Origin of the sequence: Lentilitoribacter sp. EG35, assembly GCF_040784015.1 — a bacterium.
Taxonomy (GTDB): Bacteria; Pseudomonadota; Alphaproteobacteria; order Rhizobiales; family Rhizobiaceae; genus Lentilitoribacter.
Genome location: NZ_JBFNGQ010000015.1, coordinates 14,083 through 38,673, shown reverse-complemented (window position 1 = coordinate 38,673; position 24,591 = coordinate 14,083). Strand labels below are relative to the sequence as shown.

The 24,591-nt window shown below is 38.6% G+C and carries 24 protein-coding genes; 4 read left to right on the top strand and 20 right to left on the bottom strand.

Annotated features, from left to right (window positions below):
- The 3 genes from AB2J24_RS18995 to AB2J24_RS18985 all read left to right on the top strand — a co-directional run.
- On the top strand, positions 1-113 hold a 113-nt coding region (locus AB2J24_RS18995; protein ID WP_420883673.1), incomplete at its 5' end, for an integrase core domain-containing protein.
- A 482-nt stretch (positions 114-595) separates the two neighbouring features.
- Positions 596-1,006: a hypothetical protein gene (locus AB2J24_RS18990; protein ID WP_367386671.1), complete on the top strand. Its 411-nt coding sequence runs from the start codon at positions 596-598 to the stop codon at positions 1,004-1,006.
- 105 nt (positions 1,007-1,111) lie between these two features.
- Positions 1,112-2,071: a hypothetical protein gene (locus AB2J24_RS18985; RefSeq protein WP_367386670.1), complete on the top strand. Its 960-nt coding sequence runs from the start codon at positions 1,112-1,114 to the stop codon at positions 2,069-2,071.
- 579 nt (positions 2,072-2,650) lie between these two features.
- Here AB2J24_RS18985 and AB2J24_RS18980 read toward each other — a convergent pair.
- The 18 genes from AB2J24_RS18980 to pseG form a co-directional block, all read right to left on the bottom strand.
- Positions 2,651-3,469 carry a glycosyltransferase family 2 protein gene (locus AB2J24_RS18980; RefSeq protein ID WP_367386669.1) on the bottom strand — a complete coding sequence of 273 codons (819 nt, stop codon included), beginning with the start codon at positions 3,467-3,469 and terminating at the stop codon, positions 2,651-2,653.
- A 13-nt stretch (positions 3,470-3,482) separates the two neighbouring features.
- Positions 3,483-4,181, bottom strand: a complete 699-nt coding sequence (locus AB2J24_RS18975; RefSeq protein WP_367386668.1) for a cytidylyltransferase domain-containing protein — start codon at positions 4,179-4,181, stop codon at positions 3,483-3,485.
- A 47-nt stretch (positions 4,182-4,228) separates the two neighbouring features.
- Positions 4,229-5,284, bottom strand: coding sequence for a nucleotidyltransferase family protein (locus tag AB2J24_RS18970; RefSeq protein ID WP_367386667.1), 1,056 nt, complete (start codon positions 5,282-5,284; stop codon positions 4,229-4,231).
- Between the two features lie 11 nt (positions 5,285-5,295).
- Complete coding sequence (gene neuC / locus AB2J24_RS18965; RefSeq protein WP_367386666.1) at positions 5,296-6,456, bottom strand: UDP-N-acetylglucosamine 2-epimerase; 1,161 nt, start codon at positions 6,454-6,456, stop codon at positions 5,296-5,298.
- Complete coding sequence (gene neuB, locus AB2J24_RS18960) at positions 6,453-7,466, bottom strand: N-acetylneuraminate synthase (protein ID WP_367386665.1); 1,014 nt, start codon at positions 7,464-7,466, stop codon at positions 6,453-6,455. Before neuB ends, neuC begins: the two co-directional genes overlap by 4 nt.
- Before the next feature lies 1 nt (position 7,467).
- The gene (locus AB2J24_RS18955; protein WP_367386664.1) at positions 7,468-8,079 is read right to left on the bottom strand and encodes an acetyltransferase; all 612 of its coding nucleotides are present in this window, start codon (positions 8,077-8,079) and stop codon (positions 7,468-7,470) included.
- Complete coding sequence (locus AB2J24_RS18950; RefSeq protein WP_367386663.1) at positions 8,076-9,263, bottom strand: LegC family aminotransferase; 1,188 nt, start codon at positions 9,261-9,263, stop codon at positions 8,076-8,078. Before AB2J24_RS18950 ends, AB2J24_RS18955 begins: the two co-directional genes overlap by 4 nt.
- Positions 9,260-10,255: an NAD-dependent 4,6-dehydratase LegB gene (locus tag AB2J24_RS18945; protein WP_367386662.1), complete on the bottom strand. Its 996-nt coding sequence runs from the start codon at positions 10,253-10,255 to the stop codon at positions 9,260-9,262. The genes AB2J24_RS18950 and AB2J24_RS18945 overlap by 4 nt, the downstream gene beginning before the upstream one ends.
- A 4-nt stretch (positions 10,256-10,259) precedes the next feature.
- Positions 10,260-11,219, bottom strand: a complete 960-nt coding sequence (locus AB2J24_RS18940; RefSeq protein WP_367386661.1) for a polysialyltransferase family glycosyltransferase — start codon at positions 11,217-11,219, stop codon at positions 10,260-10,262.
- 19 nt (positions 11,220-11,238) lie between these two features.
- Positions 11,239-11,898: a class I SAM-dependent methyltransferase gene (locus AB2J24_RS18935; protein WP_367386660.1), complete on the bottom strand. Its 660-nt coding sequence runs from the start codon at positions 11,896-11,898 to the stop codon at positions 11,239-11,241.
- 22 nt (positions 11,899-11,920) lie between these two features.
- Entirely contained in the window at positions 11,921-12,595 is a 675-nt protein-coding gene (locus AB2J24_RS18930; RefSeq protein ID WP_367386659.1) for an acyltransferase, read from the bottom strand.
- 355 nt (positions 12,596-12,950) lie between these two features.
- Positions 12,951-13,664, bottom strand: coding sequence for a hypothetical protein (locus tag AB2J24_RS18925; protein WP_367386658.1), 714 nt, complete (start codon positions 13,662-13,664; stop codon positions 12,951-12,953).
- A 13-nt stretch (positions 13,665-13,677) separates the two neighbouring features.
- Positions 13,678-14,442 carry a formyltransferase family protein gene (locus tag AB2J24_RS18920; protein ID WP_367386657.1) on the bottom strand — a complete coding sequence of 255 codons (765 nt, stop codon included), beginning with the start codon at positions 14,440-14,442 and terminating at the stop codon, positions 13,678-13,680.
- A 71-nt stretch (positions 14,443-14,513) separates the two neighbouring features.
- Positions 14,514-15,794 (bottom strand): DegT/DnrJ/EryC1/StrS family aminotransferase, encoded by a 1,281-nt coding sequence (locus AB2J24_RS18915; protein ID WP_367386656.1) that lies wholly within the window; start codon positions 15,792-15,794, stop codon positions 14,514-14,516.
- Between the two features lies 1 nt (position 15,795).
- Entirely contained in the window at positions 15,796-16,752 is a 957-nt protein-coding gene (locus AB2J24_RS18910; protein ID WP_367386655.1) for a Gfo/Idh/MocA family protein, read from the bottom strand.
- The gene (locus tag AB2J24_RS18905; RefSeq protein WP_367386654.1) at positions 16,745-17,680 is read right to left on the bottom strand and encodes a hypothetical protein; all 936 of its coding nucleotides are present in this window, start codon (positions 17,678-17,680) and stop codon (positions 16,745-16,747) included. The genes AB2J24_RS18910 and AB2J24_RS18905 overlap by 8 nt, the downstream gene beginning before the upstream one ends.
- Positions 17,681-17,731: 51 nt before the next feature.
- Positions 17,732-18,769, bottom strand: a complete 1,038-nt coding sequence (gene pseI / locus AB2J24_RS18900) for a pseudaminic acid synthase (RefSeq protein ID WP_367386653.1) — start codon at positions 18,767-18,769, stop codon at positions 17,732-17,734.
- Between the two features lie 110 nt (positions 18,770-18,879).
- Positions 18,880-20,448 carry a UDP-2,4-diacetamido-2,4,6-trideoxy-beta-L-altropyranose hydrolase gene (gene pseG, locus AB2J24_RS18895; RefSeq protein WP_367386652.1) on the bottom strand — a complete coding sequence of 523 codons (1,569 nt, stop codon included), beginning with the start codon at positions 20,446-20,448 and terminating at the stop codon, positions 18,880-18,882.
- 282 nt (positions 20,449-20,730) lie between these two features.
- Here pseG and pseF point away from each other — a divergent pair, with 282 nt between their 5' ends.
- Entirely contained in the window at positions 20,731-21,429 is a 699-nt protein-coding gene (gene pseF / locus AB2J24_RS18890) for a pseudaminic acid cytidylyltransferase (protein ID WP_367386651.1), read from the top strand.
- A gap of 163 nt (positions 21,430-21,592) precedes the next feature.
- On the opposite strand, the gene pseC is transcribed toward pseF, so the two are convergent.
- Together pseC and AB2J24_RS18880 are read right to left on the bottom strand one after the other, a co-directional pair.
- Positions 21,593-22,807: a UDP-4-amino-4,6-dideoxy-N-acetyl-beta-L-altrosamine transaminase gene (gene pseC / locus AB2J24_RS18885; protein ID WP_367386650.1), complete on the bottom strand. Its 1,215-nt coding sequence runs from the start codon at positions 22,805-22,807 to the stop codon at positions 21,593-21,595.
- A gap of 36 nt (positions 22,808-22,843) precedes the next feature.
- The gene (locus tag AB2J24_RS18880; protein ID WP_367386649.1) at positions 22,844-24,517 is read right to left on the bottom strand and encodes an ABC transporter ATP-binding protein; all 1,674 of its coding nucleotides are present in this window, start codon (positions 24,515-24,517) and stop codon (positions 22,844-22,846) included.
- Positions 24,518-24,591: the final 74 nt, after the last annotated feature.

The window sequence follows — 24,591 nt, the reverse complement described above, 5'->3', positions numbered from 1 at the left end:
TCATCCATGAATGGAAGGAGGATTACAATTTAAACAGACCACATTCATCACTGGGCAATCTCACACCAAGTGAATTCACCTTAAAAAGAAACTTGAAAAACATGGCCGCTTAACGCCATAAATATCACGACAGATTCTCCAAATTTACTGGAGGGAAGTTTGGGCTCAGGTCACTCAAATTATTGAACGTAAAGGAGTTTCCGTAGCTTCGCATATACTTATGCGTGCAAATATTACGTGCTCGGAGTGTTTTTATTGAAACATTAAGGCATAAATTACTCCAAGGTGTAGGAAAGAACATTTATTTCATAGACACTATGTTTCATTAAGAATGCTACTTGGTTTGATGTCTTGGGCTATACTTGTGGTATCGGCGGTTGCTCTAAATTTTTTGAGTTTAAGTGATAGAAGGTCACATCTAGCTATCTTTTTACTCCTCATAGGGATTGTTGGGTTCTTTATCTTTGCCAACTGTTGCAGTTATGCGGCCCGTAATGGCGTCTGGATTCTTATGTATCCAGTAGCCGCGGGAATTCTTGGAGTAGCAAGTCACGAGCGAAAACTGGATTTTACAAATAATACGAGGCGGTTCGTTTTGCTTAGTCGCCCTCTAACAATATGCTCAATTGCATTGGCCACCTTTGTTTCTTATACAGTTAGTATTTTTGTCTCTGATAATAAGTATCTTGATATCCAGCACAATGAACAACTGGGTCTTGGAGACAGAGCTGTTAATAATTTAATCTTAGATAATATCCAAAGAATAGATGATTCAGGACGTATATTTACCAACTACCCATGGCTTATATGGTTGCCTAACATACCAGTCAATAAATACATAAACTGTACCGATGACAATTGTCTATCTCGAGAGCTAGATATATATTCCCGGAGCTTAGTGCTTTCAAATGGGATTTACCCGGTTTTTGAAAAAAATCCTTCTAAATACAGTGTGCTTGGTGTGGCTGGTGGCTACACACTGTTCTATACAGCTGGAATTGATTAATTTATTTTGTAACCTTTGCTATATTTAATTTTGGATGCTCTGAAAAAACGAATCTGGAAAGTTATACAAAAATTGATAGATAATAACTCTGAAAATGGAAGTTTTGTGAACGCGAAACGTGGCCTCAACAACAATGATCTAATTTCAATGTTTGTTGGTCTATTGGTTTTTTTGTTAACATTTACGATTTCTGGATTCTATACTGCTGGTGATCAACTAGGTTATCATAGTGCTTATAGTATAATTCGTGGCGTAGATATTTCATTTGGATTTGAGCTTTATAAGTCATATATTTCGACTGTCGAACCTGTTCATTATTTAATCTCAGCTATTGGTAGTAATTTTCTGATTGATAAGAATCTATATTACGGGTTCATAAACGGCGTCTTGGCAGTTTACATAGTTCGCTGGATGCAAAATTTGGGCGTTAGTTATATATTTACGTTGCCGTTTATTTTTACAAATTATTATGTGTTGGTTTTGTATTTAGCAGCGGAACGCCTCAAGCTGAGTGTGTTATTTCTTATGCTTGCTGCTGTGTTATTAAGCAATAAGCATAGGATATCTGCTTTATTTTTTGCACTTTTATCCCATATGACAATCATAATACTAATTTCCGGAAGATTTTTTGAGTATCTGATCACAATGCAAATTGAAAATAGGAAAGAAGTCGCCAATCTAATATTGAAAGGTATTGTTTTATTAGCGGTTATGCTAATGTTATTTGTGTTTTTTGGCGAATATTTACTTTGGAAAAGCTACCAATACTACTCTATCGCGGATAATACTTTTAGCCGTTTTTTACCTACTTTCAGCTGCTTTTCACTATCTATATATTATGCAAAAGGTATCAAAAGACCGATTGTTTTTTTTCTACCAATTTTTCTCGCTTTCATATTTTTTGGGGGTGCAAGAGTGAATATGTTTGCATATTTTGCTTTTTTATATTTTGCGCTGCCAGTTAATAGCGGTGTTAATTTTGGAACAATCGTTTCTTCTACGTATTTGACATTCAAGTCGTGTGCCTTTTTATATAATGTATTTACGATCCATCAGGGTTTTTAGATATGTTATTGTTGCCTCGAATTTTTAAAATAAATGTAACAATCCACGTATGCATTTTAATTGCGTTTGTGTGCCTGCTACTTAGTAGTATAACTAACATTGCAAGTGATTTAAAAGTTCGCAAAAACATCCAACAAGAATATGAGCGAACTGAAAATTTACTGACCGATATTTCAAGTTCCATTTTAAATGATTTCAAATTTAAACCTCCTCAATACAGGTTTTCTGGCGAAGAGTCTGATATAGAAATAGATCCTGAATCTTTAACTGTAACGCTCACATTCAAAAAAATGCCTTCGAGTGAAGCAAAAACACTTAAGTTTATTCCATTGGTTTCTACTAAACATTTGGACATCCCGCTTGAGGCATATCTAACATCGGAGCAATCGATTGATCAGAAGTCAATTCGTTGGGTCTGCACGTCTTCTCTAGTTAGATCTCGCCGAGATTATATCCGCGATAACATTGGGTCGTTGCCGAGTGAGATTGCTCCGCCCAACTGCAGATACTGGATTACACCTTTTGATGAAAGACTAAGTCTTGATAGATAAAATAAAGTTGGCATTAATGGCAAATTCATCAAGATTTAGATGATATGATTACTCTAATTATGCTCTTAGGTAATACCATTTTAACAGCCGATTTGAAGACCGAGCTTACAATCTGCAAGCAATAATATACATGAACATAAAAACTTGCATTATATTTACGAACCGTGTTGTAAGCGCCGTTAATTGATTTGAGTCTATTTTTCTCTGCAAGGCCTCCAGTTATAACTGAGGAGAGTATTTGATCTGTCTTAAGAAAAACAATTCCGTTAAGGTAGCTTTTATAAAATAATTCCAAATCGGCCGTTATCGTATTTTCAATATTGTAGGGGTTTATTTTGTGGTATTTCAGATTGATGAAAGTTGATTGATGAGAAAACCTCATCCCCTTCCATAGATCCCTTGGCTCTCCCGCATGTTGCAATTTGATAAACTCAGGATATTGGATCGCAACACCTCCATAAACAATTGTGGAATTGGAATGGTCTTCACTAAATAAATCTGAAATCGTAGAATCTTTATAAAATGTATCCCCAGCATTCATAAAGTTTACCCACTTACCATTAGCTAAGCTCAGTCCTTTGTTCATCGCATCGTAGATGCCCTTATCAGGTTCACTACACCAAAAATTTAGATTACTTTCATATCTGCGAATGATATCCACTGTATTGTCGGATGAGCCACCATCAATAATGATGTATTCTAGATTCGCATGAGTTTGGGACAGGACACTTTGAATCGTAGCTTCTAAAAAATCACCACCATTATACACAACCGTTATCACTGTAATTAGAGGAGTTGATGCCTTTTTTGCTGCTGGGGGGCTGCTTAGATGCGGTGTTTGAATCATAAATATCAATTCGTTAATTTCGATCGGACAGGAATTCAACCGCTTTCTCGGCGCATTGCCAATCCCACTCGGAATCAATATCAATTGCTTCGATCATATCCTCGCAAATTGTTGGAATACAATCATCGCCAATAAATGATTTTTCGGTTCTAAGTCGGGCAGGAGAGATAAGGTACAATAACCCATTTAAACTGTAGGCTGCCGGTAAATCCTGGTATCTGGTGCTTGCTCCATCTCCTGGGATGAATGGAGACATCATGTTATCGTTAACTTCAAAACACCACATAGGATGAGATTTAACTTTAGAAACACTTACCACTGGTCGCTTATTTTGTTTGCAAAAGATATTGATGGCATTTTTGATAGATGAGGGTTTCCTAAAGGGTGAAGTTGGTTGTAGTAGTATCAACCCATCTAGTTCTCCGTGTTCACGCTCAAAATAATCAAGAGCATGAATAGCTACATCAACTGAACTTGCACTATCTGTTGCTAGTTCTGGAGGGCGTAACCAGGGTACAGAAATGCCACATTTGCGGGCAGTATTTGCAATATCTTCATCGTCAGTAGAAATTAGAATATTTGTGATTTCTGGAACCGATAGAGCTGCCTCTATACTCCATTGTATTAGAGGCCTTCCTCCTAACATTTTTATGTTTTTACCGGGGAGACGTTTTGAACCACCCCGTGCGCATATCAAAGCTAGAATATTCATCCAAAGCTACCATTTGAATATGATTTTCTATTATAGTAATTGAACATTTAGCGTTTCTCCGTCAAGTTTTCAGCTAATGTCAAATCATCTGGTCGTCCTACATCAAGCCATTGTTCATGCATTGGGTATGCGAACGCTTTTCCTTTTCTATCCATGATTTTATAGAACATGCTTGGCATATCAAGGCATTCTCCTTCCATCAACAGGTCTATTACATCAGGTTCTAAGGCATAAATTCCTGCATTAATATGGCTGCGCTGAATGGGTTTTTCTACAATATTAATAATTTCAAGACCAGAAGTTTCAACAACCCCAAATGGATTTTGCCATTCATGAGAACGAACTGCCATCGTTGCCAATGCCCCATGCTGCACATGAAAATCCAGTAGTTGAGAATAACTAATATCAGTTATTACATCACCATTTGTAATCACGAACGGTAATTCAGGTTTAGGGCTTAAAAGTGACAAAGCACCAGCTGTTCCTAGGGGCTTATCCTCTCTTAAGTATTCAATATTTATACCAAAGCTACTGCCATCGCCTAAGTGTTGTTCTATCATGTGTCCAAGATGAAAAACAGATATGATGAAATTCTCAAACCCATCTTCTTTTGCGCGTTCGATAATATATTCAATAATAGGTCGTCCAGCAACCTTGACCAGCGGTTTAGGGCAATCTTGCGTATAAGGCAACAATCGTTTGCCCATGCCGCCTGCCATGATGACAACCTTATTTTCCCGCTTCACTGGTTGATAAATTTTATCCCATAAATGCAGTCCAACGACCCTATATTCATCGTTTACAATGGGTACTTGTTGAACTTGTTTTTCTGTCATTAACCCGAGAACTTTATCGCGGCTAAGACCTGGAGAAACTACAAATGGATTACGATGAATGATTTCGGATATAGGACTATCCAAATTCAAACCCTTTAAAAAGCCACGTCTGATATCACCATCAGATATCGTTCCTTCAAGAACTCCCGACGCATTTACAACCAAAATGATCTTAAGCGCAACTCGATCAAGATTTGAAATGGCTTGTTGGATATTAGATTCATAAGGGAGGCATGTTTCAAGCCAAATATCAGTTTTTTGTATCATCAAACAAACACCTAAAAAAAATTTATATCTTGGAAAGTCTTCTTCATATTCTCGCGAAAATCTCGCTGCTCTAATATCTCTATTATGCGATCAGACGCACCACCATTGCCATAAGGGTTCTTAACGGATACTAATTTCTTCTGAAAATTATCGCCATATGCACTCTCGATAGCTGATCTAATACTCTCTCTCTCTGGTTCGCAATCAATAACACTATCAGCTTTAATACGGCCTTTTTGACGATCGCCAATATTGACAGTACCTTTATAAAAACTTGGAACTTCGATGAGTCCACTGGACGAATTTCCAACCACAGCATCACACTGCTCTATCGCAGAAAAGTATCTGCATTGCCCCAACGAATTAAACAACTTGGCAGTACTTCGTTTTGAGACAAATTTTTGCAACATATCTTTTATTTTATGATTTTCAGTATCTGCGTTTGGAGATGTAAAAATAATATGCGTATCATGTAATGCGTCCAATGCAGCCAGAAGTTCTTCTGTCTGTTTCTCAGCACTACCCAAATTGAGTGTAGATGGGTGAAATGTTACCAATAAATTTTTTATACCAAGTTTAAATGAAAGTGATTGCTCAAGCTCTACTCGACTAAGTAGTTTAAGGCGTTTGATACTATCAATACCTAAACCACCAACTTGAAACACCGATTCAGGGTGTTCACCTAGTTGCAAGACGCGCCTTAGATAAGGCTCCGCTGCGACGAAATGTAAATTCGACATTTTTGTAATAGAGTGACGAAATGCTTCATCATAAGCCGCCTCAGTCGCCTCACCCCCGTGCAAATGGGCAATGGGAATGCCAGCTATCATTGCAGCAGTGGCCGCTGCAAATATTTCATAGCGATCGCCTAAAAGTAATAGCAAATCAGGCTGGAGCAAGGATAGAGCATCGGCAAATCCAAATGTTGCTAAGCCGATTGACTTTGTAATTGAAGCAGCGGAGTCTGAACTCAGTAATATATCAATCTTTTTGTCAATGATGAAACCATCATTTTCGATATCCTTATAGGTTGAACCGTATTCGGGAGAAAGGTGAGAGCCAGTTGCTATAAGTTGAAGTTGTAAATCGGAAGACTTTTTAATCCCGGACATTACCCATCGCAGTAGTCCATAGTCTGCGCGAGTCCCCGTAACTACGCATACTGTTCTCATTGCACTATCATTTCATCTTCTAGATAATCACGGTGGGCTTTTGTGCCAATAACATCATCCCATTGCATTGGTGAAATTCCCGTCCCCGGACGCTTTGCTACCAAGTTTTTTGGTGTGAACATGTCACCCTTTTTAATTTCTGTGTTCGCAAATAATGATCTACGAGCAATTTTGATATTTTTCTTTTCGCTTTCGCTTACTTGCTTAATACCATCACCAAGCGCTATTTCGATGTTTCTAATTGCTATAACCATTGCCTTAAGTTCTTTCGGTTCGAGGCTAGCAGCATGATCTGGGCCAGACATATTTCTATCGAGAGTAAAATGCTTCTCGATGACTGTAGCACCTAAAGCGACAGCTGCGGTCGCAACCTCTATTCCTAAGGTATGGTCTGAATAACCAATTTTGACACCAAAGGTTTTGGCCATAGTGTTCATTGCTTTTAAGTTAACGTCCCCGAAAGGCGTGGGATATTCTGTGTTGCAATGCAAAACTGTAATTTTTGATAGATGGGAACCTGCATTCAACAAAACTTTAATAGCGTCTTCAACCTCATTCAAAGAAGCCATCCCGGTGGACAACAAAATTGGCAATCCTGAATTACCAGCAAATCTCAAATAAGGGAGATTGGTTATTTCACCTGATGGAATTTTAATACGATCAATTCCTAGTGCAATTAAAAACTCAAGATCGGAAATATCAAAACCGCTACTCAAAAAACGTATGTTCCGTTCTTCGCAATGTTGTAAAAGCTTTGAATGATGTTGCTGTGCTAATTCTAACCGTTGCAACATTTCAAACTGGGTTTCTTCAAGCCTTGTGTTTTGCTTCTGGTAGTCTGCCTTTGCCGCATTTCTACTCGCAATGTTTCGAGCCTGAAATGTCTGAAATTTGACTATATCCGCGCCAGACGCCGCAGCTTCGTCGATGAGTTTTCTTGCTAGATCTATATCACCATTGTGATTGACGCCAGCTTCAGCAATGATCAGTGTTTTGTTACAATCAGCCATTTCAGTTTTTAATCACCGTTTGAGAGGGGATATTGTGTTTGATAGTCATACCCGCACCAATAACACAATTCCCGCCGATTTCGACTCTAGAACTAATAACACTTCCGCTTCCAATAAAGGTGCCTGATCCAACTCTTACTCCGCCATTTAATTTAGCGCCAGTTGATATATGACAATGGTCACCCACCGTAACATCATGCTCAATCAATGCTTGGCTATTGATGATGCAATTTTCACCAATTTTCGACGACGCATTAATCAGCGCGTTATGCATTATTATGGTGCCTGAGCCTATTGTCGAATATCTTGATGCATAAGCCAGAGGCGACTTAACAATAGGTAGACTGAAGCCGAGTTCTTTTAGTTGCGAGTATAATTTTATTCTCAAATTTGGTGATTTAATTTGGCCCACCGCGACCAAGGCACTCGCGTAATCCTGTTTTAGGACGCCTAAATCATCATCTGTTCCTAAGTGAGGGTAACCTAATACATTGATACTTTCATTAGTTTGAGTATTCAGAAAACCAACAATTTCATATTGATTTTCAGCCTCAATCACATCGATACATGATTTGCAATGTCCGCCACCACCTACGAGTAATACTTTAATCATACAATACCCGCGCTGCTGGGCAGATTTATAAGTTGTTTTGCTAACGATTCAGCAACACTTAGATCTGCCTTGGGGCAACCCTTATATGGTTTTAACGTATGAATTAGGTTCCAAACTGGGCGCGTCATAAAGCCTGCATCATTGGTGCCTTGTAAAATTGCATCTCGTTCACTCATAAAAGCTCGATCTAATTTAATTGCCTGAAGCCAGTAATTGCTTGAACAATTTGCAGGTTCTAAAATTAACTCCAATTCATTAATGCTAGAAAATGCGCCCTTATATTTCTCAGTCAAACGTCGTTTAGATACAAGTATATCGGGCAGTTGCTCAAGTTGGGCGCAGCCCAAAGCAGCGTTGAGATTTGGTAGTCTATAATTAAAGCCCACTTCATCATGATCATATTCCCAGCTATGTGGCTTTTTTGCTGTAGTAGTAATATGTTTAGCCCGCTTAGCTATTTCAAAATCATCGGTTAAAATGGCTCCGCCTCCGCCAGTTGTTATTGTTTTATTACCATTAAAACTCAAAGTGCCAGCTAAACCAAATGTTCCAGTATGTTGCCCATTATAATAACTACCCAATGATTCTGCGGCATCCTCTATCATAATTAGCCCAAACTCATCTGCAATGTTTTTTAAAACATCTAGTTTATTGGGGTGTCCAAAAGTATTCATAGGCAGCAACACTTTTATTCGACGACCGGACTGCTTATTAAAACAGAAACCATTTCGCATTTCAGTTATATAGGCTAACCAATCTCGCAGTGCCAACGGATCGATGCCAAGTGTTTCCTCCTCACTATCAACAAAATGAGGAATTGCACCACAATATTTTATGGCATTTGCCGTAGCAATAAATGTTAACGACGGTACTATTACTTCATCATCAGTTTTCGTGCCTGCAAGCAGCAAAGCAATGTGTAAGGCGGATGTACCATTTACGACGGCGACGGCGTACTTAGCGCCAGTAAAATTACATAAGCCGTTTTCAAATTGATCAACATACCTGCCAACCGATGAAACGTAGGTTGATTCTATGCAGTCCTGAAGATATTTTTGCTCATTGCCGCCAAAAATTGGCTTGTGAAGAATGTATTGCTCATCCCCCAGCACACCTCGTATCGCCGTAACAATACGATCTGGCAATGATTGGTCGTCAGACAACGGTAAATCACGATTTTTCATATATTATAGATATCCGTTTTGTATCTCGCAAGATTTTCGGATTGGGACAGCCAATTCACGGTTTCACGTATTCCATGCTTAAAACCAGCTCTACCGCTATATTTCGGCGCCCAATCAAACATTTCACGCATTTTGGAGGTATCTGCCCAAAGCCGCTCCACTTCTGATTTATCTGGCCTCAATCTGGTTTCATCGGTCAAGATTTCAATTTCCTGATCCATCGCCTCTGAGATAAGTTTGGCTGTGGCTCCGATTGATATTTCAAAATTGCTACCAAAATTTACGACCTCACCAAGCCCATTTTCGGACCTAAGAACGGCAATAAAAGCCGATACGGTATCCATCACATAACTAAAGTCACGAGTTGGGGATATGGACCCTAATTTTATTTGTTTTTTACCAGCAGCAATTTGACTGATTATAGTAGGGATAACTGCTCTAGCAGATTGTCTTGGACCATAAGTGTTAAAAGGGCGAACTATAGTCACTGGCAAACTAAATGATGCATAATATGAAAATGCAAGCTGATCCGCCGCAATTTTTGTCGCTGAATATGGCGATTGGCCTTGTAATGGATGCTCCTCATCAATTGGCACGTATCGCGCTGTTCCATAAACCTCGCTTGTTGATGTATGAATCATGCGTTCAATATCTAACTCTCTGCATGCTTGAAGAACGTTCAGAGTGCCGTTTACATTCGTATCTACATAGGAACTTGGCGAATGATACGAGTAGGGAATAGCAATTAAGGCCGCCAAATGCATAACAGCTCCGCATCCCTTCATAGCAGTTTTTACCCCATGCGGATCACGTATATCACCTGTAAATATTTCAATATTATTTTTGATATCGTCTGCGCAATTATCTAACCATCCCCACGAACCAAACGAATTGTATTGCACAAATGCTGTTACATCGTACCCAGCTCTCACCAGTTCTTCGGTTAGATGCGAACCAATAAAACCATCTGCACCTGTGACGAGTATTCTCATAAGATTAGCCTTTTAGTAAGTTAAATAGTTGTTCGTCATTGTCCACAAAATTAATTTTGTGATTTGGGTCTGTCTCTCTAAAATGTGACTTTATTAGTGCTTGATCGGCTGCCTTGAATGACTGTAGCATCCCTATAAGACTGATAGCCCTTTTGCCGTGGTTAAGTAAACTTGTTGAAGATGTGCCAATCACCCATTGATAATTGTCATTGATTAATTCAGACGGCAGGGACGAATTAAGTATAATCGATAAATCATTGATATAACCAAGTTGAAATTTCTGATTTGGGTGATCTTTAATGTAACATCGATATCTATTATCCAGTGCTATCTTAATTATACGGTCATATAGGTCAATTTGATCCTCATCCGGTACTCTAGATTTCCCTACTACAAATAAAATAGAGCGTTCAGTTGCAGTAGCCCCATTTCTGTTTCGCATTAAATATCCAATTGGATGTTCTTCAATACCGTTAGGATATTTTTTTACAGAAACATGGTACTCGGGTTTGCTTCCACCGACTCCGGGTGAATAATAGGCATCAAAATGATTTTTAAGTCCTATATGACTAATAAAATTGAAAATTTTAGAGCGTGGGAGCTCGGCATAATCAATAAGTTTTGAGCCAGACATTGAGACTTGTGGATAGTAGTGTCCATTTGGATTTAAGAAAGTTAAAATCAAATCAAAGACAGGCATACAACACTCATGAAAAAAGATAACTTCTTGCCCTCGTAGTTTTGCAAGAAAGATTTTTATCAAAAAATATATGGATTGAAACAGAAGGCCTTTTGGTGCCGTTTTAATTTTCAATTGAAGATCAGAATGGCTATTTAGATGGCTATAAGAGTGAGCAAGATCATCCGACATTGCTATAACTTCGCCAATTTTCAGTAAGCTTGCCTTTTCAGCGAGAAAAGCAATTGGGAGTGTTGATGCTACTATGCAAAGAGATTTTTCCATTGATTGATTTTAATGTTTCTTAGTTACGAGTTACATATCCTTTAATATTTAAGCTGACCGGAAATAACCCAGCTGGGGTATCAAAACTCTTGTTTGACCAATCACCTAGGTTCACTCCAAAATCGCTTTCTGTTATCCATTTTTCGGGATTTTTAAACCCGCACTCAATAAATAATTTTGACAAAAGCGTTGAGTTGTAAATGGACTTATGGAAATTATACTCATAATCTTGGCCACCCATGAATGCCATTTTCACTAGTTCTAGATCATCACCATTCGCTTTGTAGGCACTGATAAGGTGATCAATATCAGGAACTGATACCCTAAATACGCCACCTGACTTTAGCTTCCTTCTAAAATTATTCAGAAGTAATTTCGACTCTTCAAATGAAAAGTGCTCGAGTACGTGACACAGATATATCTCTGATAATGACTCATCAGCAAATTCGACCAATTCAAAATTATTAGTAATGAGATGAATATGCGGTGCCTCCCTGGCATCGATATTGATCCATCCTGCCAAGTTGATAGGCCCAGCACCAAGGTGGAGTTTTAAACCAGGGACGCCTTCGTGCTGAGAGACGATAACTTTACGTTCATTGTTGGAAATCAATAAATATAACCTATTAAACACCGATTTTAGTTTCGTTCTAATCTTATGCAAAAATTTAGATTTCATATTAGTTTCAACTTTATTCTATTTACAAAATTCGTGAACCAATCAATTTAGCTGGTACTCCGCCCAATATTGAATATTCAGGAAAATCTTTTGTAACTACAGTATTTGCACCAACAACAGTGCCCTTGGCTATTGTTATGCCAGGAAGTACCACACTATTTGCTCCTAACCAACAATCTGAACCAATTTGCACAGGTTGAAATGGATTATAATCACTTTTAGATTGTTCTTTTGCATCATTTTCTCTAATCGTTCCATTTCCATAAATATGGTGCGTCCCACTCAGTACAGTTACGTTGTTGGCGAATAAGCAATCGTGGCCAATATCTACCCTGCCGGAAACTAAGCAATCGGAAAAGAATGTTGATCGGTTTCCAATCTTAATGTTTCCTCCCGTAGTCGAGATCACACATCTTGGTCCAACAGCAACATTTTCACAAATCAATATCTTGCCAGTATTACTGGCACCGATTTCAGCTGTTTTTGCAACGCTACTGGTACCATCAAAAATAATGGTCGAATCGCTTGCTCTAATGAAACCTCTTAAATTAGCCGCTGATCCATTAATGTCACACTTTTTTAAAGAGGCTTGATCTATGTTGAACTTACCGAAAGGAATTTTGTGTTTAATCCTAAAAACAGTGGATGTTAGAAGTAGGTTTAATTTGGACAGAACTTTTAGATAAATGGATCTCATTTTATGCATCTCTAACATTCAGGGTTCAACCAAGTATCTGGTGATGTAGGATTTCCAACTACCATATAGATAATTACTAAGTGTTGAATCGATCGTCTATCATCAAGCTATTAGGTGTTGTGGTTGCTTTCCGCGCCCACCAGCTTAGTCACTCGATATATAGAACTGTTAAAGTGTAAGCTATAAGTCACTGTCTATCTAATGTTATATAAATTACGCCACCAAAAAGTTATTAAAAATTTAGTATCCAATTATTTTGTGAGAACAAGTACAAGCGGCTTTGTTAAGTCTTTATTGTTATGAAGATAAGTATGAGATTCAATTATGAATATTTTGGTTGGCGCGAAAGTACATGTTATTTTGCTAAAAGCTCGGTCGATTTTTCGCCAATTGATGTATATTCAGGAAAAAAAGCGATGCTAAAAATATCACGATGACGATTTTTTTCTGGAATACCGGCTCGATGTGGAGTTGAACCAGTTGTAAATAGAAACGTATCTCCCCTTTTGCCTAATAGCTTTTTAATCCCAACATTCAAGTTTTGTTCGCTTCTCTTCGCTACTTCCGGAATAAGATTGTATTCATCTGGCTCGGTGACGTACTCAAATGGGCCATCTTTTTCAGTTACCTCGTGCAACAAAATAAACAATTGGATATTCCGATAGTCCATAACTTTATCGTAGTGCCAGTTTTGGCTAAATAATTCTGTATTTTTATATTTATCAGGAATGGCGGTGTTTCGCCATATCTGTGCACCGTTTATTCGGTAATCGTCGCCCAGAAACTGTTTAAGAATTGTGTCATAGTTCTTAATAAGTTGTTTTATCTCTGTAGGTAATTCGTCCCACTCAATAGGATAGTGTTTACTATAATATTTACCATTTGGTGCGGCTTTTCCTCGGTTGATTGCTTTTGTCTCATCAAATAGGAAGTTATCGCTTAATTCGACGTGACCTTGAACGGCCAACGAGAAGAAGCGTTTAGCAAAAATTTTCCTAGCGTGATGAAAACGAAAATATAGTTCTGAAATACGTTGACGTGTATAAGACTGAAAATGATGTAAACTCATCAAAGTAAATTCCTTAGTTTTTGGTATCATCTAAGTTGATTGAAGGTTGGTTTAATTGGTATTTATATTTACCCAACGAGATTTTCTCAAGCATGGCATTCATGATATTTTGTGGTATGGGTTCCCAGAACTGAGCAAAAGTTTCATCTTGTATTGATGCCAATAGTGGGTTCATAGTTCTGTTTTCTATATTTGCCAGTACTCTACCCAACATTTTACACCCATTTTCAAAAACATTTCGTCTTATATCTTGGTAGGTGGCCGTTCTCGGAAATGAATATACTTCGGTATCAATCACTGGGCCATGATCATAATCCAAAGACATAAAATGTGCTGTATTACCGACTTGATCGTCGTTATATATTGACCATTCAACAGCCGAACATCCGCGATATTTTGGAAGAATTCCAGGGTGGATATTAACTACCCCACCTTGCACGCTATCTAAAATACCAGAGTCTAGTTTGCGCGGTGTGCCAGCATTCACTAGACAATCTACTTTGTACTTGGAAATAAGGTTCGTACATTCGTCACCATTATGACTTTTTACCAGCATAAAAGGAATATCAATACTTGTCTTTCCGTAGATAGATCGCTCTATATTTTCACCCTTAAAAAGACTTCCCCCAGTTCGTTGTTGCCATATTAATTTGTTTTTTTCACTGGTAATCTTTGAATCTATGATTACAATTATATCTTCAATTGAATAAAGTTTAGCAAAATGAAGAAAATATGGGAGAATGGGAGAATCAATTGTAGATAAAAATCCAAATTTCATATCACTTGTTTCCTTTGCTAACAAAATAGTCTGTGCATTAATTATTTGGTTTCGCCAATGATATGGTTAGTTTACTTAAGTTCGTCTAGATTCTCCCAAACTTTTTTAAATGCTTGGATGATAAGGTCAACCTCCAATTCGGATAAGTTATGGAGACACATTTCGAAGCCCAAAAATGATTTATCGTTTAACTCTTCTGCTACAGGGCAGATGCCTTTCTTATAATTGACATCACGTTTACAAATGTCAGAATTCCAAGGAAAGCCGGTTGAACCAAACGCAATCTTTTTCTGGTACATGGGCAATAGGTGAACATTGACATAGCCAGCAGCCAGTCCTGTTATACCTTCTGCTTCAAGCGCTTGAATTATACGTTTTCTGTCGACACCAAGTTGGTCGATATCCAACACCATGCCGTAGACATAGTAAACGTGCGTGCAGTTTTCGGAAGTCTTCGGGGTTTGTAACCCGGTAAGCCCTAATAAGCCTTCCGTTAAACGCTTTGCAGCTTTCTGGCGTCCATCAATCAAGGTTTGCAGTTTCTTGAGCTGTTCAATCCCAATTGCACACTCTATTTCACCTAAGCGAAAATTGTAGCCTATCATGTTAGTTAAGTCATCGACACCTTTGTTGCCGACCACGCCTTCTGCATGATTCCTCAATAGCTGCATTTTCTCTGCCAGAGCATCATCATTTGTAACTAAAATCCCACCTTCTCCAGTGTGGATATGCTTATGGTAATTTAAGCTGAATCCTCCTATATCTGCTATTGTACCTGAAAATTTACCCTTATACCGAGCCCCGGGGGCCTGTGCTGTATCACAGATAACTTTAAGTCCGTGTTCTGTTGCTAGTTCCATAATCGCATCGATATCTGATGATTGTCCAAATATATCAACTACCATTATTGCCTTAGTGAACGGTGTTATGTTTTTTCTGATCGAATCTATGCTGATACAAAATGTTTCTGAATCAATGTCAGCAAATACTGGAATTGCGTTCCATTGAAGTATAGCTGTGGCACTTGCACACATAGTCCATGGAGAAACGATTACCTCATCACCGGGCTCAATTCCAATTGCACCGACTGCTGCGATCAAACCAGAAGTCCACGAGTTTACGGTGATTGCGTGTTTGACTTTAAAGTAGGCTTCACATTGTCTTTCAAATTCTTGTACTTTTGGTCCGCCATAGAAGTCCGGCGCCCAACACCCGAGAAACTTAGATAGGACACCGCTATCGATGACATTTTTTGCTGCTTCTACTTCTTCTGCACCAATGGAGTTGTAGCGCTCAAATTCTGACCGGATTGTTTTTTGGCCTCCAAATAGTGCAAGCGTGTTGTTTTTCATATTAAAATTGCCTTATTATTTCATCGATTGCATAAGCAGTTTCTAATGCATCTTCTCCCATTGAGATATTGCATTTTTTACCAGAATAGTGTCGATGAATTTGATCATAAACATGCCATTGATAGCACTTCATATCATTTGGAATTAATTCATATTCAGATTTTAGTTTTTTGGATTTTGTGTCACTTAAACTATCTTCGAGTAAATGCAAACGTATTTCTTTTCCTCCGTCTTCATATAAAAATCGTCCGGACTTACAGAAAAATTCTGCTGCATAGTAACTAAAGTTTTTATCTTTTAACGATTGGAAGACAACGCTACCTCTTTCGAAATTAATAAGGAAATCCGGTTCAGGATCTGCTTTCTTAATATCATCAATCTGTAACAATTGGCTGTTTTTAAATTGCCCAAGCCAGAATGCAGATAAATTGATGAAGTGTGATCCGTTGTTGTATAGGCCTTTTGAGTACCAAAAAGAGCCCTTAAACTGAGTATCGACTCTCTGGTTAAAAAAATTTTCACGGATTGCAATTGCACCCGGTTCTGATCTTCTGATGAAATTGGTATATAGGGTAGTATCAGCTGATTTGCACATATTTACAATAGCTTTGGCATCGCCGATATTATTAGCTAACGGCTTTTCACATAAAATGGCTTCAGGTGTTGCATTATCTAATATAATTTTTGCGATTTCGAAATGAGTATTGGCTGGGGTCGCAACCACTATTATGTCAGCTTTCGCTGCACGTAACGCAGATGTAATAGTGCCGTAGGCAGGCTTCCTGTACTTCTTAGCAAAGAGCGTTATTCGATTTTCGGAAGGATCAACGCCGCCGACAAGCTCAAAACTAGGATGAGATGAAATCGCGTGGGCATGTGTTAATATATCATTATCGTTGTTATAGTCGTAGCCCATACCTATTTGGCCAAGCCCTATAATTAAACAACGTTTACGCATTTGCTATATTTCCGTTGACTAGATCAGTGAGTTTAATGATATCTAAATGCGGCAGCTGACAAGGGCGCCCACCTGCGGGAATAGTAGAGATCACCTTCCTATCAGCTAATAACCCCACTATCATCGCCATTGATTCGCATCCTACGATAATATCTGACTTAAGGACTTCATCTAATAATGGGAGTTTCCCTCCGATTTCTACTTGCTGAGGATACCGCTTACGAATCCAGTCATATTTATCCTTAGGCTCTGAAGGGTGAGGTCGAAATATAACTTTCGAAATTTTATGACTTATAAGCTTCTTATAAGTCATAAAAAAATCTACCGCTTCTTTTTCTGTATAGCCCCAATGCCGATCACTTCCGAAATTTTTAAATGCATGATCAGCAATTGGTTCGCACACATAGAGAACTGTTACGTCATCGCTTGATGAGTATAGTTTGTCCTTTTTATCAATTTCTTCCAACAGTTCTTCAACATAGGGGTTTTTTTGCAGTGTAATTGGGGTTTTTTGGAATAATGATCTCGCTATTTCTAATGCGATATTATCACCGACCCATATTTCATCTGGTAAGATTAAATCATCATTTTCTCTAAAACGTTGCTCGTAGTTAACCCAGTGATCTAAAAATGCGATAGTTTTTTTATTTAAAGCTTTACCCGCAGATACTCCCTCTCTTTCAAGCTGGGATTGCCAGCCTGTGCCGCACAAAACCCAATCACACTTTCTAACCGCATCATTCAAGGAAAAGCGTAACAGTTCTGGACATTTTCGCTTAAATATGTCGATTGCAGGGCCTTCTGCTACCAAATAACAAGTATTTTCAGACTGTTTTGCCCAGCTACTTATTATTTCAGCTCCACCAGCGTCATGGCAAACTAGTGCTGTTGAGGTTATTCTTGCTCTAGTTGCTGGTAATATTTTCATGCCGACACCTAGCTTGTTGATATTCTACCGATTGTTTTTTGAAAACAGAATTTATCTAATGTGCTTCTTTTGCACGGCGGTAGCAACACTTACATTTTCCGTCAGTGTTTTACCAATTATAGAGGGTAGTAATTTCGGTGCTAACCCATACCCAGGGCGTATACTGCGAATAGATCCCTCAGTTATAATGTCGCCAGCATTCATATTTTTGATGAAATATAAGGATCGCCGAAATTTGATGCTACCCATTTCACTAGACTTGCGCCCATAATCAACATGACCTAGTGCAGACCAAGCGGTTTTAGCATTCTTGCAAAGTTGCTCAAGATCCTTTGGTTCTAGGGAAAAGCTATCGTCAGGTCCCCCTGCACTTCGGTCTAAAGTAAAGTGTTTTTCAATAATAGATGCTCCAAGACAAACACTCGCGATTGCAGTTGTATTGTCCAGAGTATGATCAGAGAGCCCAGTAGTTAACCCAAATCTATCAATCATATCTGGAATCGTTTTCAAATTGTAATCTGACGCTGGGGCGGGATATCCTGAAACGCAATGCAAGATGGCAAGCTGCTTGCATCCTCCGGATCTCGCAGCATCGATTGCTTCATCGATTTCTTCTTGATTTGCCATTCCTGTAGATATGATCATTGGTTTACGGGTAGATGCTGCGTATTTAATAAGGGCGTGGTCGATGGCTTCAAAAGATGCTATTTTATAGGCTGGCGCATTAAGATCTTCCAATAGATCTATCGCTGAGTTATCAAATGGTGACGAAAATAGAGTAATATCTAATTCTCTTGCATAATCAAAAAGCTTTTTGTGCCAATCCCATGGAGTGTGCGCGTGCTTATATAACTCATAAAGGCTCCACCCATCCCAAAGCCCACCGCTAATTTGAAAATCTTCGGTGTTTGAATTAACCGTCAAAGTATCAGCTGTGTACGTTTGCATTTTTACCGCATCAGCGCCGGCAGTTTTTGCGGCTTGTATGATTTTGAACGCGTTTCGAATATCCCCATTATGATTGGCCGACATCTCCGCTATAATATATGGGGGAACGTCAGACCCAATTTCACGATTATTAATTTTCATAGTTTTCCAGTCATTACAACGCTAATACTTAGCCTAGGGGCAGTTTTTTTGATCCAAAGTAAACAGATAAGTTATCCCATCTATCTAAGTAGATTTATTCTCCGATTTCATTAGATATAATGAAATTCATAAACATCGTATTCTATTTGTGAACTGCTGCTTAAATTGAAATTAAGTTTCTCAAAAATTCGACGTGACTTCAAGTTGTGTTTTTTGACACGCGCCTGAACAGTAATGTTCTTATGTAATCGACCAAGTGTCTCAATCGCAGGCACGAGCATTTTTTCTCCTAAACCGGCACCTCGAAATTCAAGAGCAATTGAATAGCTTAACTCCCATTTTGATCCGGTTATATGATCAAAGCGAATTTGACCTATCTTTTGACCAATGGTGTTCTCAACTATAAGCAAATGGCAACCGTCTGTATCCTTGAGCTTTTCACTAAACCACTGTTCGTGATTATAATATGGGATTGTAGCAGTGTTTAGTGCATTTTTTCTTACCTGACAATCATTTACCCAAGTATAGAGCAGGTCTTTATCTTTAGCATTAGCTTTACGGAGTATTATATTACTCTCTTTGTTAACAGTAATTTTATGAACGACACGAGCAGCTCCGTGACCATCGGTGATTAAAGAAGCTGCAGCTGACATTTTCGATAGCTTCTCGGATAGGTTGTCCTGCTTCAGAAAAGTTTCTATACTTGGAAGCTTAGTAGCGGACTTCTCTATAATAATCGCTGCACCAGATTGATTTAGCGCATTTGCACCTTCTATTTGATTTTTTGCAGTCACAATAATCAGGCTGGGAACCCCTAAACAGCATCGTTCCCATGCTGTTCCTCCTGCGGCGCCAATTGCGAGATCACTAGCAGCTATTAATTCTGCCATATTGGAAACATTTGTAAGTACTGTTATTTCACGGTTAGATAACTCTGCTTCCGCGATTATGGTTTCAATCAAAGATGTTTGAGAACCCATAATAATAGTAATTGAGGCATTACCCAGCGATGGTGATATGAGGAGTTGTTTTAAAATTTGGAACGTAATATTATTTTCATCGGTCCCACCTATGGAAATTATAATGTTATTTAGATCGGCTGACCGATGTCGAGCGAGGCTGGTATGGCGAATTTCTGCAAATTCGGGCCTTAGTAAAGCATAACTTGGTCCGACCATTTTTATGCAATTTAACGGAACTATATTTAAATAATCGTTTGGATCTCGACCGAGGTTTTGATCTAATAAAAAGTCGCAATGGTGATGACGGTCAGCGAGGTCATCGATAGCTAGTATTCTCTTGCAATAAGGAGCAATCTTTCTTTCCCATTGCCTGTCTAATGCATAGTGGTCCACGATAACCATTGACCATTTTCTGGGTTTAGGCGAAAGAGCTATACAATGTTCAGCATCTAAAGATTGAGTACATTCCAGCCAGTGAGAGTGCACCAAATTCGCAATTTCATTTGAACTATCTGAGTTCACTTCTGGCAATATTGTGATGTTATGACTGGAATCTTCGATTAATTTAATTAGTTCTTTGGGGATTTGACGACATGCAAATTCGCATTTGTAGTTGACCTCCTTTAATGCATTAGCAAGTGTTAAACAGCGCATAATATGCCCTGAACCCATAGTTTGAGAGGCATCGGCTCTGAACAAAGCGGTTTTTTGGGTCATGAATGAAACGTTTGTTTTAGGGTGGTTAATTTGGATGTTGAAGTTAGCATGTTTGATTGATAGCTTCAATGAAAGGGAACTTGTTTAGTGAGATTTAAACATTAATGATATAATAGCGGACACGCGAGTTTTTAGCCTGTAGACCCTGTGCGTAGTGTGAAAACTCATAGTATGTAGTAATAGTGCGGGCATTTGAAGTAGAAGATTACGATCTTAGTCTTTTGTGATTAAGCATTCGTTTGTATCTATTATTTACTATTAATGAAAGTAGGATTTCAATTTATGAAGCTGGCTGTAATACCTGCGCGTGGCGGGAGTAAAAGAATACCACGTAAAAATATCAGATTGTTTAACGGGAAGCCAATGATTGCTTGGTCCATTGAGGCAGCTCGTGCCAGTAAGTGTTTTGATCGAATTATAGTGTCAACGGATGATCAAGAAATCGCTGAATTTTCACGATCCACAGGTGCCGATGTTCCGTTTATAAGGCCGGACGATTTATCTGATGACCATACTGCTACCGTTCCTGTCGTTAATCATGCTATTGGCTGGCAAATTGAGAATGGCATTCGGCCTCAGCATGTATGCTGTATTTATGCAACTGCGCCACTCATTGCTAGCTCAGATATCCTCGAAGGTTCTAAACTTGTGATGGAGAGGTTTGATTTTGCTTTTTCTGTGACAACTTATGCTCATCCTATTCAAAGAGCATTTAAAATAGGTCAGCAAAACGGAATTGAAATGTTTTCGCAAGAAAACTACGAGACAAGATCTCAGGATCTTGAGGAGGCTTACCACGATGCTGGCCAATTTTACTGGGGTAAGGCTGACGCATGGTTGCAAGAGCAGTTAATTTTTGGTCCAAATTCCGCGCCTATTATATTGCCGAGATATAGGGCGCAGGATATAGATACAGAAGAAGACTGGCATCAGGCGGAATTGATGGCAAAGGCTTTCAAGCGCAAAATCAGTGGCTTATGAACGTTCTTAAAGTATAGAGATGTGTAGGGTAAAATACCAATTTTCTGTAGGTTTACTTCTCCATTTACCGTGGTGGTGTTTTTACGATATCAGATATTAGATATCAAATAACTTGACTGAGTTCTGTGAACATTGCTGAAAACGAAAACAAATCAGATTCAATTTAGGAAAAGATTTCATGAAGTATTTCTATCACTTTAGTTTGCTGTATCTTCTCAAGCTTAGGAAACATTGGGATACTCAAGGCGCTTTTATGGTACCTTTCAGCATTTGAACAATACCCTTGTTTGAATCCAAGTTTTTCGTAATAGGGTTGACGATAAACTGGAATGTAATGGAGATTCACATTGATATTATTTGATTGTAAGATGTCATAGACCTCTCTTTGCGTTTTCGGGCTATCAAGCTCATTAATCTTGATTACATATAGATGATAGCTAGAATAACTCTGATTGCTCTGCCATGGTAGAGCTATTGGTAAGTCTTTTAGGCCTTCGTTATATACATCTGCTATTAGGTGCCTTCGCTGTACGAACTTAGAGAGCCTCCCTAACTGACTGATCCCTAGAGCGGCCTGAATGTCAGTCATTCTATAGTTGTAGCCGAGTAACGTCTGCTGGTAGTTCCAGATCTCATCATTAGGTCTCTCAAACATATCAGATGGATTGCTGGTAACTCCATGGCTACGGAAACGCTGCATTCTCTCTGCTAAAGTATTGTCGTTTGTTGTCGCTAAGCCACCTTCACCTGTCGTAATTATTTTTACAGGATGGAAACTAAACACACAAATATCGCTGTATTGACAATTTCCTATCGGTAAAAAATTTTCATTGGAGGCGGAATCTGAATTAGATTGCATAACGGTGGTGTTATCTGAGCAATATTTTGCCCCAATGGCATGGGACGCATCTTCAATAATTTTGAAGTTATATCGATCCGCCAAGACCTTGATTGCGGCCATATCACTGGGTTGTCCCGTTAAGTGCACGGGCATGACGATTTTTGGTAGATTACCTGTTTTTTCTGCCTCTATTAATTTATGTTCCAATTTTTTAACGCACATATTATGAGATTGAAGATCAATATCCACGAAATCAATGCTTGCACCACAATACAATGCGCAATTTGCACTCGCCACAAACGTTGTCGGACTTGTCCATAATATGTCTTTAGGGCCAAGACCGAGCGCTAAGCATGCAATGTGTAACGCTGAGGTAGCGCTATTGGTAGCTATACCATGTCTTGCACCACAATATGTTGCCACACTATTTTCAAATTTTTCCACAGTCGGTCCTTGTGTCAAAAAATCTGATTTTAGAATTTCTATCACAGCATCTATGTCGGATTGAGAAATATCTTGCCGCCCATATGGTATCATAAAATTAAACCCTGTTTGCCTGTTTCGTTCAACATTTTATGCAATAAGCTCTTTGTAGGTACCTATTTTCCCGACCTTACCATCAGATAGTTCGATGATCACCTCACAGAGGCTTAATGTAGATAATCGATGAGCTACCATGATAATAGTAAGATCATCATCTAAGTTATTGATAGCATCCATGACTATACTTTCAGTGTTGTTATCGAGTGCGCTAGTAGCTTCATCAAATACTAGAACTTCTGCTTGCTTATATAGCGCGCGCGCTATGCCAATGCGTTGTCGTTGACCGCCAGATAGTCGTATTCCACGCTCACCAACATGTTCTTCATAATTCATTGCCATATGTTCAATTGTGCTAGCAAGTTGCGCTCGTTCAGCACACTCTCTAACCAGTGCCATATCGATCTCTTCAGGTTTAACGCCTAAGGCAATATTTTCTGCTATGCTGGCATCAGTTAAAAATATGGTTTGCGGTACATGTGCAATTTTTCTTTGCCAAGAACGACTATTTTCTTCATTCACTATTTTTCCATCTATTAAAAAATTACCTTCGCTTGGTTGTAGTAATCCCATAATGATGTCTATCAAGGAACTTTTACCGCTACCAGTCTCACCAATAATTCCAACTTTTGTTCCCTTGGTTATTTCAAGATTGAGACCCTTTAAAACCCAAGGCGTTTTGGTCGTATACCGAAATTTGATTTTATTTAACTGAATTGAATTTTTGAAAGAGATATCATTGATCAATTGAGTGGTTAGATAAGAAGGCTCAGGCTGTTCAAGTAAGGTAACAACATCAAGAAGTGGTTGTTGCCCTGCTTTGAAAAAAGCAAGGCTAGAATAGATTTGTTGAAGAACTGGAAGGAGTCTTTGCGCACCGATCACCATAACGCTAAGCGTAGGAATCACTGTTGTTAATTCATTTGCATTAGAAACATAAGTATATGCGATGACAGCTAGAATAATCATACCAAATGCTTCAATGATGTGCCGTGGGCAATTACTTATTATTTGCACACTTGCGGTTGCCTTTCGCATTCGTCGGTCAGCCACTTGATATACATCGCAGTATTTTGACTGTGTGCCGTCAATAAGAACATCACGAATACCGCCTAATCCTTCTTGTAAAACTTTAACAACTTTGTTGGATTCGATACTAATACTAATGCTATCCTGCTCAAGTTTTCTCCTGACAATTAAAGTGACAAAAACATACACCATTCCTAGAACGCCAAAAAGTATTAAGGTTAGTTTGGGTTGCATAAATAATAATGTGAATAATATAATTAGAATCATGAATACTGCATTTATCGCAACTAAAAGCGGTATTAAAACTCCATTTACAACACCGTTTGCTTTATTGATTATACCGGATATTACATCGCTACTATTTCGTAAGACATGTACAGAATATGGTTGATACAGGGTACGACTGTAAATCTCTCTACTTAGATCAGCCCCTACAGCATGACCTAGTCGAGTTTGGTACCAAATAAACAGTAATCGAAATAGTCCGGCGGAAAGTGTGACTAATGCAAATATAATTGTAAGCGGAAGCGCTAATTCATCAGGAGACTGGAGGCTCAACCCTGATATAAGTGGTTGAATAATTGGATAAGAATAAACAATATCCGGCGCAGTAAGGGCGCCCAGAAAAGGTAAGACTGCACCAATACTAATAACCTCAGCAAAACCCGAAATAAACATAAGGGCAACCAGTCCAAACAATTGTTTACGTCTACGAAGATGAATGTGCTTTCCAAGACGTTGAAGCAAATTGT